The sequence below is a fragment of the Streptomyces sp. C genome (assembly GCF_000158895.1).
Classification (GTDB): domain Bacteria; phylum Actinomycetota; class Actinomycetes; order Streptomycetales; family Streptomycetaceae; genus Streptomyces; species Streptomyces racemochromogenes.
Map to the genome: position 1 here is coordinate 3,156,723 of NZ_GG657750.1, position 12,789 is coordinate 3,169,511.

The window sequence follows — 12,789 nt, forward strand, 5'->3', positions numbered from 1 at the left end:
CCACCGTGACACGCGGTGCGCCGGGGCCGCCCGGCGGATGTGGCGTTCGGGTGGTCCCCCGGCCCGCGAACGGGCTCCGAGGGGGTCCGGGGGCGGCCCGGAGCCGGCCCGGAGCCGGCCCGGCCCCCCCCGGCCGGCCCCCGGGGCCGGGGCCAGAACGGCCGGGACCGGGTCCGGTGAGCCGGATCCGAGGCCTGGGCCTGGCCCGGGGGCCTGAGCCGGGTCCGGGGGCGTGGTCCGGGGGCCTGAGCCGGGTCCGGTGTCCGGGGGCGTGGTCCGGGGGCCCGGGCCGGGCGCCCTGGCGTCAGGGGTGGGCGTTGGAGGGGCCCCGGGTGGCCGAGAGGTCGCGGGAGGCCGATTCCGCGTCGCGCAGCACCCGTACCGCGTTGGACCAGGTCAGCTTCGCCAGGTCGGCCCGGGACCAGCCGCGTCCGATGAGCTCCGCGATCAGGTTCGGGTAGCCCGACACGTCGTCCAGCCCCGCCGGGGTGAACGCGGTGCCGTCGAAGTCGCCGCCGATGCCGATGTGGTCGACGCCGGCCACCTCGCGCATGTGGTCCAGGTGGTCGGCGACGGTGGCGGCGGTGGCCACCGGGCGCGGCCGGGCCGCCTCGAACTCCCGGTGCAGGGCCATCGCCTCCGGGGTGGTGTCGAGGTGGTGGAAGCCGTGCGCGCGCAGGTTCTCGTCCGCGGCGAGGGTCCACTCGACGGCGGCGGGGAGGATGAACTTCGGCACGAACGTGGCCATCGCCACCCCGCCGTTGCCGGGCAGCCGCTCCAGCACGTCGTCGGGGACGTTGCGCGGGTGGTCGCAGACGGCGCGCGCCGAGGAGTGCGAGAAGATCACCGGCGCCCGGGAGGTGTCGAGGGCGTCGCGCATCGTCGTCGCGGCGACGTGCGAGAGGTCCACGAGCATCCCGATGCGGTTCATCTCGCGCACGACCTCGCGGCCGAACTCGGTGAGGCCGCCGTGGCGGGGTTCGTCGGTCGCCGAGTCCGCCCAGTCGATGGTGTCGTTGTGGGTGAGCGTCATGTACCGCACGCCCAGCTGGTGCAGGGCGCGCAGGGTGGCGAGCGAGTTGTTGATGGAGTGCCCGCCCTCGGCGCCCATCAGCGAGGCGATCCGGCCCTCGGCGCGGGCCGCCTCCATGTCGTCCGCCGTCAGCGCGCGCACCAGCGAGCCCGGGTAACGGGTGATCAGCTGGTCGACGGCGTCGATCTGCTCCAGGGTGGCGCTGACCGCCTCGTCGCCGCTGTAGTCGGAGCGCACGTACACGGACCAGAACTGGGCGCCGACCCCGCCGGCGCGGAGCCGGGGCAGGTCGGTGTGCAGGTGGTCCGACTGGTCGCCGGCGATGTCCCGCCGGTCGAGGTCGTAGCGGACCTGCTGGCGCAGCGCCCAGGGCAGGTCGTTGTGCCCGTCGACGACCGGGTACTCGGTGAGCAGCTCCCGGGCCTGCGCCAGCAGGTCCGCCGCGCTCATTTGCCGAACCCGAAGGAGTCCGCGCCCGCGACCTTCGTACGCAGCCGCTTGCCCTTCTCGGTGGCCTGTTCGTTCAGCTCCTGCTGGAAGTCGCGCATCCGGCCGAGCAGCTCCGGGTCGTGCGCGGCCAGCATGCGTACGGCCAGGAGGCCCGCGTTGCGCGCTCCGGCGACGGAGACGGTGGCGACGGGGACCCCGGCGGGCATCTGCACGATCGACAGCAGCGAGTCCATGCCGTCGAGGTACTTCAGCGGGACCGGCACGCCGATGACGGGCAGCGGGGTGACGGAGGCGAGCATCCCGGGCAGGTGGGCGGCGCCGCCCGCACCCGCGATGATCGCCTTCAGGCCCCGGTCGGCGGCTTGCTCGCCGTACGCCACCATCTCGCGCGGCATGCGGTGGGCGGAGACGACGTCGACCTCGTAGGGGATCTCGAACTCGTCCAGGGCCTGGGCCGCGGCCTCCATGACCGGCCAGTCGGAGTCCGAGCCCATGACGATGCCTACGACGGGGCCTGCGGGGGACGTGCTCATCCCGATCTCCTTGCGTGGGAATTCCCGGACTCGGCCGGGGTAGGAAACGCATCCACGGCCCGGAACCGTACTGCGGCGATGTACCGCATTGTGATGCTGTGACCTGGGCTTGTGTTCGGATCATGCCCGCCCCTAGCGTCCGGGGCATGGGGGGTTCCGTGAAGCGGGCGTTCAAGTACCGCTTCTACCCGAACGACGCGCAGGCAGCGGAGCTGTCGCGTACGTTCGGCTGCGTGCGGAAGGTCTACAACCTGGCCCTCGCCGTCCGGTCCCAGGCGTGGGCGACCGGTCAGGAGCGAGTGGGCTACGGACAGACGTCGGCCATGCTCACGGCATGGAAGAAGACCGAGGAGCTGGCCTTTCTGGCCGAGGTGTCCTCGGTACCGCTCCAGCAGACGCTCAGGCACCTGCAGGCGGCGTACGTCCGGTTCTGGGGAAGGCAGGCGAAGCACCCGCGCTTCAAAACGAAACGGAAGTCCCGGGCAAGCGCTGAATACACGCGCAGTGCTTTCCGCTACGTGGACGGCCGGCTGACGCTCGCGAAGATGACCGAGCCGCTGGACGTCGTCTGGTCCCGGCCCCTGCCTGCCGGGACGATGCCGTCCACGGTGACGGTCTCCCGTGACCCCGGAGGGCGCTGGTTCGTGTCCCTGCTCTGCGAGGACACCCCGTCCCGAATGCCTGCCACGACGAACGCCATCGGCCTCGACGTCGGACTGACGGCCCTGGTCACCCTCTCCACCGGAGAGAAGGTCCAGAACCCCAGACACGAACGCAGGGACCGGAAGCGCCTGACCCGCGCCCAGCGAGCGCTGGCGCGGAAGGAGAAGGGCAGCAAGAACCGGGAGAAGTCCCGCACCCGGATGGCGCGGGTCCACGCCCGGATCGCCGACCGACGGCGGGATCATCTGCACAAGCTGACCACTCGACTCGTGCGCGAAAACCAAACGCTCGTGATCGAGGACCTCGCTGTCCGCGCCATGCTCGGGAACCACCGCCTCGCGCGCGCCCTCAGCGACGCGGGCTGGCGAGAGTTGCGGCGCATGCTGGAATACAAGACGGCCTGGTACGGGCGGGAGCTGATCACCGTGGACCGGTGGTTTCCCAGCACCAAGCTGTGCTCGGTTTGCGGGGCTGTGGCCGACACGATGCCCCTCAACACCCGCACGTGGACGTGCGCGGGCTGCGGGACGACCCATGACCGGGACGGGAACGCAGCGACCAATCTTCTGGCCGCCGGGCTGGCGGTCACTGCCTGTGGAGCGGGCGTCAGACCTCATCGGGAGTCCTCCTCTCGGCCGGGGCGGTCCGTGGTGAAGCAGGAAGCCCCACCCGCGAGGGTGGGAACCCCCTCCCGCTAGGGAGGGGGCAGGTCAATCGGTGATCGTTCCTCTGAGGTAGCCGGCTGCGTGACGTGCGCGCTCCAGCACATCGTCCAGGTCGTCGCCGTATGCGTTGACGTGGCCGACCTTGCGGCCGTGTTTCACGTCCTTGCCGTACATGTGGATCTTCACCTGCGGGTCGTGGGCCATGCAGTGCAGGTACCCCGCGTACATGTCGGGGTAGTCCCCGCCGAGCACGTTCGCCATGACCGTCCAGCGGGCCCGGGGGCGCGGGTCGCCCAGGGGGAGGTCCAGGACCGCGCGGACGTGGTTGGCGAACTGGGAGGTGACCGCGCCGTCCTGGGTCCAGTGGCCGCTGTTGTGCGGACGCATGGCCAGTTCGTTGACGAGGATGCGGCCGTCGGTGGTCTCGAACAGCTCCACGGCCAGGTGGCCGGTCACGTCGAGCTCCTTGGCGATGCGCAGGGCCAGGGCCTGGGCTTCGCCCGCGAGGGCTTCGGAGAGGTCGGGGGCGGGGGCGATCACCGTGTCGCAGACCCCGTCCACCTGGATGGACTCGACGACGGGGTAGGCCACCGCCTGGCCGTGGGGGGAGCGGACGATGTTGGCGGCGAGCTCGCGGACGTAGTCCACCTTCTCCTCCGCCAGGACGGGAACGCCCGCCTTGAAGGGCGCCTCCGCGTCCTCGGGGGTGCGGACGAACCACACGCCCTTGCCGTCGTACCCGCCGCGCACCGTCTTGAGGATGACGGGGAACCCGCCGACCTCTTCCGCGAAGGCCGCCACGTCCGCCGGATCGCTCACGATCCGGTGGCGGGGGCTGGGCGCGCCGATCTCGTCGAGTTTGGCGCGCATCACCCCCTTGTCCTGGGCGTGCACCAACGCGTCGGGCCCCGGCCGGACGGGGATGCCGTCCGACTCCAGGGCCCGGAGGTGCTCGGTGGGTACGTGCTCGTGATCGAAGGTGATCACGTCGCAGCCGCGCGCGAAGGCGCGCAACGTCTCCAGGTCGCGATAGTCGCCGATGACGACGTCGCTCACGACCTGGGCCGCCGAGTCCTGTGGGGTGTCACTGAGGATCTTGAATCTGATGCCGAGGGGGATACCCGCCTCGTGGGTCATGCGGGCGAGCTGACCGCCGCCGACCATGCCGACTACCGGGAACGTCACGCCTCCAGGGTATCCGCCGGTATTCCGCCATTCGGACGTGACCCTGGCGCGGACCCGCCGGTGGCCCCCGCGGGCCCCGTGTGCCGTGCGTCGCACGGGGTGCCGGGGCGCCGACTCCCGCCGCGGGGGACACTTAGCATGGTGTGATTGACGAGATCGGGTGACGCGCCGCCGCGGGGCGACGACGACGGACAGGACTGAACCATCACATGAGCAGCACGCCGAACGCCGTACCGCTGTCCGAGCGCCTGCGCGGTCTCGCCCGGGAGGCCGTCAAGTTCGGGGCGGTCGGCGGAGCGGGCGTCCTGGTCAACTTCGGCGTCTTCAACCTGCTGCGCAACACGACCGACCTGCAGACGGTGCGCGCGAACGTCATAGCCATCGTGGTCGCGATCATCACGAACTACGTGGGGTTCCGCTACTTCACCTACCGTGACCGCGACCTGGGCAGCCGGCGTCGCGAGATGCTCCTCTTCGTCCTGTTCAGCGGGATCGGCATGGTCATCGAGAGCGGTGTGCTCTACGTCGCCACGTACGGGTTCGGCTTCGACGGCTCGCTCGCCAACAACGTCTTCAAGTTCGTCGGCATGGGCGTGGCGACGGTGTTCCGCTTCTGGTCCTACCGGACCTGGGTCTTCAAGGCCCTGCCCACGCCGGCCGCGCACTCGCTGGTCGTCGAGCAGCGCGACGGGCACGACGAGCCCGCGACCCCCCGCACCCCCGAGCCCGCGGCCAACCAGGGCTGACGGCTGACCTGACGGCCGACGGCTACCTGACCGTACGTTCCGGCTCCGCGCGCTCCGGGGCGGTGCGGCTGAGGAAGAGCGCGAACACCGGCGGCCGGCTCTGGAGCAGTTCCAGACGGCCGCCGTCCGCTTCCGCGAGGTCCCGGGCGACGGCCAGGCCGATGCCGGTGGAGTTGCGGCCGCTGATGGCCCGCTCGAAGATCCGGTTGCCGAGGTCGGGCGGGACGCCGGGGCCCTCGTCCGTGACCTCGATGACGGCCTGGTTGCCGGTCACCCGGGTGCGCAGGGCGACGGTGCCGCCGCCGTGCATCAGCGCGTTCTCCACGAGGGTCGCCAGGACCTGGGAGACCGCCCCGGGGGTACCGACGGCCCGCATGCCGGTCTTGCCGGAGCGGACCACGGCCCGGCCGGCGCTGCGGTAGGCGGGCCGCCACTCCTCCACCTGCTGCTTGACGACCTCGTCCAGGTCGAAGGGGACCGCCGAGCCGGTCCGCGGGTCCCGGGAGTTCGTCAGCAGCCGCTGGACCACGTCCGTGAGCCGCTCCACCTGGGTGAGGGCGATGCTCGCCTCCTCCCGTACGGTCTCCAGGTCGTCGGTGACCGTGATCTCCTCCAGCCGCATCGACAGGGCGGTGAGGGGGGTGCGCAGCTGGTGGGAGGCATCGGCGGCCAGGCGCCGCTCGGCGGTCAGCATGCGGGCGATCCGCTCGGCGCTGGAGTCCAGTACGTCGGCGACCCGGTCCAGCTCGGGCACCCCGTAGCGCTTGTGCCGGGGCCGCGGGTCGCCCGAGCCGAGCCGTTCGGCGGTCTCGGCGAGGTCGGTGAGCGGGGAGGCCAGCCGGTTGGCCTGGCGTACGGCGAGCAGTACGGCCGCCACGACGGCCAGCAGCGCCACGGCCCCGACCACCGCCAGGGTCCGCCCGACCTCCCTGGTGACGGTGGCGCGGGACTCCTCGACCACCACGTGCATGCCCTGCTCGCCGCGGGCGGTGCCGCGGATGACGCTGTCGTCGATCCGGTCGCCGACCTCGACGACCGGGCGGCCGGGGATGGTGATGCGGGCGTACGTGCCGACGTCGAGCTGCTCGGCGATGGCGCCCGCGTCGACGGGCTTGTGCTCCAGGGCGTCCGCCTCGACGATGCCGAGCAGCCGCAGCGCCTCGGAGCCGATGCGGTCCTGGGCGCTGCTGGTGATGGTCCGGGTCTCCACGATGACGAGGGAGACCCCGAACACGGCGATCACGACGAGCACCACGGCGAGCGTGGAGTTGATGAGGCGGCGGCGCATGGCCTGGGTGTCAGCTCTTCTCGAAGCGGAAGCCGACGCCGCGCACGGTGGCGATGTAGCGGGGGTTGGCGGCGTCGTCGCCCAGCTTCTTGCGCAGCCAGGAGATGTGCATGTCGAGGGTCTTGGTGGAGGACCACCAGGTGGTGTCCCAGACCTCGCGCATCAGCTGGTCGCGGGTGACGACCCGGCCGGCGTCGCGGACCAGGACGCGCAGCAGGTCGAACTCCTTGGCGGTGAGCTGGAGCTCCTCCTCCCCCATCCAGGCGCGGTGCGACTCGACGTCGATGCGCACGCCGTGGGTGGCGGGGGCCTGGCTCGCCTCGGTGGCGCCGCGCCGCAGCAGGGCCCGTACGCGGGCCAGCAGCTCGGCGAGGCGGAAGGGCTTGGTCACGTAGTCGTCGGCGCCGGCGTCGAGGCCGACGACCGTGTCGACCTCGTCGGCCCGGGCGGTCAGCACCAGGATCGGGAAGCCGTGACCCTCGGCGCGCAGTCGCCGGGCCACCTCCAGGCCGTCCATGCCGGGCAGGCCCAGGTCCAGGACGACGAGGTCGACGCCGCCCTGCAGTCCGGCGTCCAGGGCGGTGGGGCCGTCCTCCCGGACTTCGACCTCGTACCCTTCCCGGCGCAGGGCGCGGGCGAGGGGTTCCGAGATGGATGCGTCGTCCTCGGCGAGCAGTACACGCGTCATGTGGGTGATGGTAGTCCGCGGCGGCTTGAAGCAGGCGCTTGCCCGCACACCCCTCTCGAACTGGGGTTATGGACTACTACTCGCCTTCGAACATGACGGATCGGTTCCCGGAACGCCTGTGATCCATCTCTCAACCCCTTCCATATGTATCGGTGCCCTGTCGTATGGTGGCGGAACGCCCGATGCACTACCGAGGGGACATTTGCGCTCAAATCCGAGCCAAGAACCTCAAATTCTGCTCTGGTCGGTTGGTTCCGGCCCAGATGACAGTGAATGACCTATGGGCCGGGCCCGGCGCGCGAGGAGGCGCGCGGGGCGTGGATCCCGGTTACGGCTGCCCCGTCACCCCGCCATAGCGGGACACGAGACCCCAGGGCGTGGGGTGGGACATCCGTCGCCGGTGCCGGCCACCCCCCACCGGGCGCTGAACAGCTCACGAAGCCGAGCGTCCCGAGCAAGCAAGGATCGACCATGGCTTCCAGCCTGACGAAGGACTCGGCGACTCCGGCGCCGGAAAAGACCTTCTTCGGCCACCCCCGTGGCCTGGCCACTCTGTTCATGACCGAGATGTGGGAGCGGTTCTCCTACTACGGCATGCGGGCCCTTCTCGTCTACTACCTGGTCTCGGGCGGCGCCGACGCCGCTACGGGCAGCCAGGGCGGCGGTCTGGCCATGACCGCGGCGACGACCACGGCGATCTACTCCGTGTACGTCTCGATGGTCTACCTGATGGCCATGCCCGGCGGCTGGTTCGGCGACCGCGTCTGGGGCGCCCGCAAGACGGTCGCCATCGCCGGTTTCATCATCATGGCGGGCCACCTCTCCCTGGCGCTCCCCGGCCAGGCGATGTTCTTCGTCGGTCTGATCCTCGTCGCGGCGGGCTCCGGTCTGCTGAAGGCCAACATCTCCACGATGGTCGGCCACCTCTACGACGGTCCGGACGACCCGCGCCGTGACGGTGGCTTCACCCTCTTCTACATCGGCATCAACCTCGGTGCCTTCGTCGCTCCGTTCGTCGTCGGCACGATCGGCAAGGAGCACAACTGGCACCTCGGCTTCGCGCTCGCGGCCGTCGGCATGGGCCTGGGCCTCGCCCAGTTCCTGATCGGCACCAAGAACCTGAGCCCGAAGAGCAGCCAGGTCCCGAACCCGCTGACGCCGGAAGAGCGCAAGGCCGTCCTGACCAAGGCCGCCCTCGTCGCCGTGGTCGTCGCCGTCTTCTACGGCGCCGTCGTCGCCCTGGGCATGTACACGCTCAACTGGGCCCTGGTCCCGCTGACGCTGGCCGGCCTGCTCATCCCGATCGCCGTCCTGGTCCGCATCAAGCGCGACAAGGACCTGTCGGGCGCCGAGCAGTCGAAGATGACGGCCTACATCTGGTTCTTCATCGCCGCCGCCGTCTTCTGGATGATCTACGACCAGGGTGGCTCGACGCTGTCCCTGTTCGCCGACTCCAAGACCGCCGACACCGTCTTCGGCTTCGAGTTCTCGGCCACCTGGTACCAGTCGCTGAACCCGCTGTTCGTGATGGCGCTGGCCCCGGTCTTCGCCTGGCTGTGGCTGTGGCTGGCGCGCAAGAACCAGGAGCCGAACACCATCGTGAAGTTCGCGATGGGCCTGGTCCTGATCGGTGCCTCGTTCTTCGTCTTCATCGTCCCGATGGGCATGGCGACGGGCGACACCAAGGTCTCCCCGATGTGGCTCGTCTCGATCTACATGATCCAGACCATCGGTGAGCTCTGCGTCTCCCCGGTCGGCCTCTCGGTCACCACCAAGATGGCCCCGCAGAAGTACGCCTCCCAGATGATGGGCGTCTGGTTCCTCGCGGTCACCGCAGGTGACTGCACCACCGGTCTGCTGTCCATCGCCGGTGTCGACCTCAACGGCACGTGGGTGATCGGCTTCCAGGCCGCCGCCGCGGCCCTGGCCGGCTTCGCGGTCTTCACCTACCGCAAGAAGGTCCAGGCCCTCATGGGCGACGTGCACTGACGCACCCCGCACGGACGCGGAACGCCCCGGCACACCCGGAAAGGTGTGCCGGGCCGTTCCGCGTTCCGGGAGGACCGTCAGCGGGTGCCGCGCAGGCGGCGCCACGGGGTGAAGGTGAAGACCGCGCCGCCGAGGAGGATCACGGTGCCGGCGACCAGGGCGAGGGCCCTCAGGCCCCCGTCGTCGTCGGCGCCGGTCTCGGCGAGGCCGCCCGAGGTGCCCGAGCTGCCGGTGGCCGCGGAGCCCGAGGTGGTGGAGCCGGAGCCGCCCGGCTGGGCGGTGGTGTCCAGCTCCAGGGAGACGCCGCTGCCGGTCGCCTTGCAGGGCACGTTGATCGGGGTCGAGCCCGGGGCCATCGTGACGTCGATCGTCAGCTGGTCGGGGCTCAGCGTCACCTTGCCCGACTTGCCGGGCTTGTAGGTGCCCGTCATGTCGCTGAGGCTGACCGGGGCCTTGTCCGGGATCGGCTCGGCGTTGGCCGGGCCGGTGACCTTGACCGTGCCGCTGTCGGCGCCGCCGAGCTTGACGTCCATGGAGGGCTTGAGGGCCCCCGCGGGCAGCGCCATGGGGGCGGCCATGGCCCCCTTGGCGGTCTTGACCGTGAGGTCGAAGGCGCCGCTCGCGTTCTTCTTGGCGTTGACGGTGACCGGGGTCTTGATGCCGCCCGGGACGACCGCGCCGCAGTCGTAGGCCACCTCGACCGCCTTGCCCGGGAAGTCGGTCTGGCCGCCGCTGCCGCCGGTGGAGCCGCCCGAGGTGGTGGTCGAGCCGCCCGTGGTGGTGGAGCCGCCCGTGGTGGTGGAGCCGCCCGTGGTGGAGCCGCCGGTCGTCGTGCCGCCCGTCGTCGTGCCGCCGGTGGTCGTGCCGCCGGTGCCGCCGCCGTCCGTCACGTCGATGACCGCCCCGCCCTTCACCTCGCCCACCGGGGCGCACTTGGTGACGAAGGTGCCGAAGGAGAAGGTCACCGCGACCTCGTACTTGCCGGGCGTCACGGTGATCTTGCCGGCCTTGGTCAGCTTCAGCTTGCCCTTCATGGTGGACATCACCATGGGGGCCTTCTTCGGGATCTCCGGGTTCTTCTTCTCGCCGACGACCTTGACCTCCCCTCCCCCGCCGCCGACGGTGAGCCAGCCGGTGGGCTGGACCGAGTCCTTCGGGATCACCATCAGGTCGGTGTTGTTCGAGGCCGGCTTCACCGTCTCCCACGACACGTCGACCTCGTCGCCGACCTTGGCCGAAGCCGGTGCGGTGATCTTGGCGGTGGTCTCGCCCTCCACCGGGTCGCCGCCGCCTGCCGGCGGTACGCACTTGACCTTGAACGTGGCTTCGGCGGCCTGGGCGGGGGAAGCCGCCACGGCGACACCCGCGCCGCTGAGCAGCAGCGCGACCAAGGCCGCACTCGCCCTCCGTTGGGTCTTCACGATGGTCCTTTCGTCGTCGGACTGTGATCGGACGGTGCGGATGTCTGTGGGGGCTCCTCGTCCCGCGGTTCCGGCTGCGGCGTGAACCAGGGCAGCGCCGGCGGCCGGGCCCCGGCGGCGGTGACCCGGGGCAGGCGGGCGGTCACCGCCGGATCCGGGTCCGGGGCGGCCTTCGGGCCCCGGTGGCGGCCGCCGGGGGCGCCCGCGCGGGGGCGGACCCGGTCGACGACGGCCATGCCCGCCCGGAAGAGCGCCGTCGGGATGACCACCAGCAGCAGGCCCCAGAAGAGCAGCACCCCGTACGGGCGGTCGACGCCCCACGGCTGGGCGGCCAGGACCGTGTCCCCGTACTTGAGGGAGACGGTGTAGTCCCCGTGGGCGCCCGCCGGCAGGGACACGTCCAGCGCGACCTCCGCCTTGCCGCCGGGCGGGATCGTCCCCTTCCAGCGGGCCTCCTCCCACACCGGGGCGAAGACCCCCCGCGCGGTGCCGAGCTGGAAGACGGGGTCCTTGACCGGGGCCGAACCCAGGTTGCCGACGGTGGCGGTGAACGTGCGGCCGGGCGGGGCGCCGAACCAGGTCAGCACCCCGTCCCCGCCCGCCAGCCGGACCCCCGTCAGCATCGCGAGGCGGGCCGTTCCGGACTCGGCGGGCAGGTCGGCCACCGGATGGCCGGTGATCCTGATCGGCACGGCCACCGTGGACTGGTCCCCGTTGACGGAGGTCACGTTGACCACGCACGGGCAGGGCTTGGGCGGCTCCGCGACCGGCAGCCGGGCGGTGAAACGGCCGTCGTCGGTGACGGAGACGGCCGCGCCGTCGGCGTTGGCGCAGCTGTTGGTGCCGCCGATCATGTTCTGGCCGCAGACCAGCAGCATGACGAGGGTCTTCGGCCGCCAGCCGGTGCCGGTGACCGTGATCTCGGTGCCCTTGGCCGCCTCCTGGAGGGAGAGCGCCGCGGCGGGCTTGCCCTTGGCCGCGGCGGCGGGGGCGGCCGCCGCGAGCGGCGGAAGCAGGGGGAGCAGGGCCAGGGCTAGTGCCGCCAGGGCCGCGCCGAGGGGGGATGCGGCCTTCGCGCCGGCCGTGCGGCTCACCTGGGTGCTCCCGTCAGCTCCGTCAGCTCGTGCTCGTGCTCGTCCGCCGCCGCGTCCTCCTGGGCCGGTGCCCGGGCCGGCGGGCCCCCCGGTGCCTCCTGCGCCGCCGCACGCCGGAGGCGCCGGGTACGCCGGGCCCGTACGAGGAGCAGCGCGGCCAGGGCGGTCCCGGCGAGGGCGAGCAGGGCGCCGGCGGCCAGGCCGGCGGTGCCGCCGGGGGCCAGCCAGGCCTCGGCGGCGGCGGTGGCCGGGGCGGCGCCGGGGGCGGTGGCTGTGAGGGTGAGGGCGACCCGGTCGAGGGCGGGCGCGTCGGGCCAGGGTTCGCTCAGCCGGGCCCGCCGGCCGGGCAGCAGCTCGACGGGCAGGGCACGGGCGGCCGGCCGGCCGGACATCTCGTGCAGGGTGCCCTCGGCGCTCAGGGCGAGTTCGGGGGTGAGGGTCACGTTGCCCCGGTTGACCAGGGTGTAGTCCACGGTGGTGGCCGAGCCGTGGCCGCGTACGGAGACGTCCTCGACGGTGAGGGCGGCCACGGCCGGGCCCCCGACGCGCAGGTGGATCCGTACGCCCGCCTCGCGGCCGGGCCCGGTGGCGACGACGGCGGCCGGGTGGTCGCCGGGCGGGGCGGCGGGCGGCACGGTGACGGTGAAGGGGACCACCGCGCGGGTGCGGGGCGGGAGCTTCACCGTGGCGGAGCCGCCGAAGCTGATCCAGGATCCCGCGCCGGAGGCCCCCGGCGCGGCGGGGCGCACGGCGAGGGCGCCGTCCGGGGCGTTGTCGGCGTCGGCCCCGCGCAGGGTGACGGTGTACTCGCGGTCGCCGGGGTTGTCGAGGGTGAGGCGGTCCTCCAGGACGGTGCCGGCGGGGCCCGCGAGGTAGAAGTACGGGCGCGCCGGGCCGGGGCGGGCGGTGGCGGGCGCGGCGGTCCAGCCGGGCGCGGCGGGCTCGTCGGCTGCCGCGGGCGGGGCGCCGTACAAGGCGGAGGCGAGTGCGGCGAACGGCGAGGAGTGCGGCGCCGAGCCGCCTGCGGCCGCGTC

At 72.2% G+C, this 12,789-nt stretch carries 11 protein-coding genes; 3 read left to right on the forward strand and 8 right to left on the reverse strand.

The features are described from left to right. Positions 1 to 304 precede the first annotated feature (304 nt). Together SSNG_RS13995 and purE are read right to left on the reverse strand one after the other, a co-directional pair. On the reverse strand, positions 305 to 1,483 hold the full coding sequence (locus SSNG_RS13995) for a dipeptidase (RefSeq protein WP_007264484.1): 1,179 nt from the start codon (positions 1,481 to 1,483) through the stop codon (positions 305 to 307). After that, positions 1,480 to 2,016 carry a 5-(carboxyamino)imidazole ribonucleotide mutase gene (gene purE / locus SSNG_RS14000; protein WP_007264485.1) on the reverse strand — a complete coding sequence of 179 codons (537 nt, stop codon included), beginning with the start codon at positions 2,014 to 2,016 and terminating at the stop codon, positions 1,480 to 1,482. Before purE ends, SSNG_RS13995 begins: the two co-directional genes overlap by 4 nt. A 146-nt stretch (positions 2,017 to 2,162) precedes the next feature. Here purE and SSNG_RS14005 point away from each other — a divergent pair, with 146 nt between their 5' ends. Next, complete coding sequence (locus SSNG_RS14005; protein ID WP_042803485.1) at positions 2,163 to 3,377, forward strand: RNA-guided endonuclease TnpB family protein; 1,215 nt, start codon at positions 2,163 to 2,165, stop codon at positions 3,375 to 3,377. A gap of 12 nt (positions 3,378 to 3,389) precedes the next feature. On the opposite strand, the gene SSNG_RS14010 is transcribed toward SSNG_RS14005, so the two are convergent. Further along, on the reverse strand, positions 3,390 to 4,529 hold the full coding sequence (locus SSNG_RS14010) for a 5-(carboxyamino)imidazole ribonucleotide synthase (protein WP_128636956.1): 1,140 nt from the start codon (positions 4,527 to 4,529) through the stop codon (positions 3,390 to 3,392). 209 nt (positions 4,530 to 4,738) lie between these two features. On the opposite strand from SSNG_RS14010, the gene SSNG_RS14015 reads away from it, so the two are divergent. After that, a complete protein-coding gene (locus SSNG_RS14015; protein ID WP_007264488.1) occupies positions 4,739 to 5,275 on the forward strand; it encodes a GtrA family protein in 537 nt (178 codons plus the stop codon). Between the two features lie 22 nt (positions 5,276 to 5,297). On the opposite strand, the gene SSNG_RS14020 is transcribed toward SSNG_RS14015, so the two are convergent. Together SSNG_RS14020 and SSNG_RS14025 are read right to left on the reverse strand one after the other, a co-directional pair. Next, positions 5,298 to 6,563, reverse strand: a complete 1,266-nt coding sequence (locus SSNG_RS14020; RefSeq protein WP_007264489.1) for an ATP-binding protein — start codon at positions 6,561 to 6,563, stop codon at positions 5,298 to 5,300. A 10-nt stretch (positions 6,564 to 6,573) separates the two neighbouring features. After that, positions 6,574 to 7,251 carry a response regulator transcription factor gene (locus SSNG_RS14025; RefSeq protein ID WP_007264490.1) on the reverse strand — a complete coding sequence of 226 codons (678 nt, stop codon included), beginning with the start codon at positions 7,249 to 7,251 and terminating at the stop codon, positions 6,574 to 6,576. 471 nt (positions 7,252 to 7,722) lie between these two features. Here SSNG_RS14025 and SSNG_RS14030 point away from each other — a divergent pair, with 471 nt between their 5' ends. Then, positions 7,723 to 9,240: an oligopeptide:H+ symporter gene (locus SSNG_RS14030; protein ID WP_007264491.1), complete on the forward strand. Its 1,518-nt coding sequence runs from the start codon at positions 7,723 to 7,725 to the stop codon at positions 9,238 to 9,240. Between the two features lie 77 nt (positions 9,241 to 9,317). Here the strand turns inward: SSNG_RS14030 and SSNG_RS42075 are convergent, their stop codons facing one another. From SSNG_RS42075 to SSNG_RS44830, 3 genes are all read right to left on the reverse strand, one after another. Beyond that, positions 9,318 to 10,661 (reverse strand): hypothetical protein, encoded by a 1,344-nt coding sequence (locus SSNG_RS42075; protein ID WP_165364999.1) that lies wholly within the window; start codon positions 10,659 to 10,661, stop codon positions 9,318 to 9,320. Beyond that, positions 10,658 to 11,755, reverse strand: coding sequence for a neocarzinostatin apoprotein domain-containing protein (locus tag SSNG_RS14040; RefSeq protein WP_007264493.1), 1,098 nt, complete (start codon positions 11,753 to 11,755; stop codon positions 10,658 to 10,660). Before SSNG_RS14040 ends, SSNG_RS42075 begins: the two co-directional genes overlap by 4 nt. Next, positions 11,752 to 12,789: hypothetical protein (locus SSNG_RS44830; protein WP_007264494.1), on the reverse strand; the 1,038-nt coding region annotated here is incomplete at its 5' end. The genes SSNG_RS14040 and SSNG_RS44830, both read right to left, overlap by 4 nt.

Coding starts and splice junctions, on each gene's coding strand:
- SSNG_RS14030 (WP_007264491.1), top strand. CDS start 7,723: ATGGCTTCCAGCCTGACGAAGGACTCGGCGACTCCGGCGCCGGAAAAG.
- SSNG_RS14005 (WP_042803485.1), top strand. CDS start 2,163: ATGGGGGGTTCCGTGAAGCGGGCGTTCAAGTACCGCTTCTACCCGAAC.
- SSNG_RS14015 (WP_007264488.1), top strand. CDS start 4,739: ATGAGCAGCACGCCGAACGCCGTACCGCTGTCCGAGCGCCTGCGCGGT.
- purE (WP_007264485.1), bottom strand. CDS start 2,016: ATGAGCACGTCCCCCGCAGGCCCCGTCGTAGGCATCGTCATGGGCTCG.
- SSNG_RS14025 (WP_007264490.1), bottom strand. CDS start 7,251: ATGACGCGTGTACTGCTCGCCGAGGACGACGCATCCATCTCGGAACCC.
- SSNG_RS13995 (WP_007264484.1), bottom strand. CDS start 1,483: ATGAGCGCGGCGGACCTGCTGGCGCAGGCCCGGGAGCTGCTCACCGAG.
- SSNG_RS14020 (WP_007264489.1), bottom strand. CDS start 6,563: ATGCGCCGCCGCCTCATCAACTCCACGCTCGCCGTGGTGCTCGTCGTG.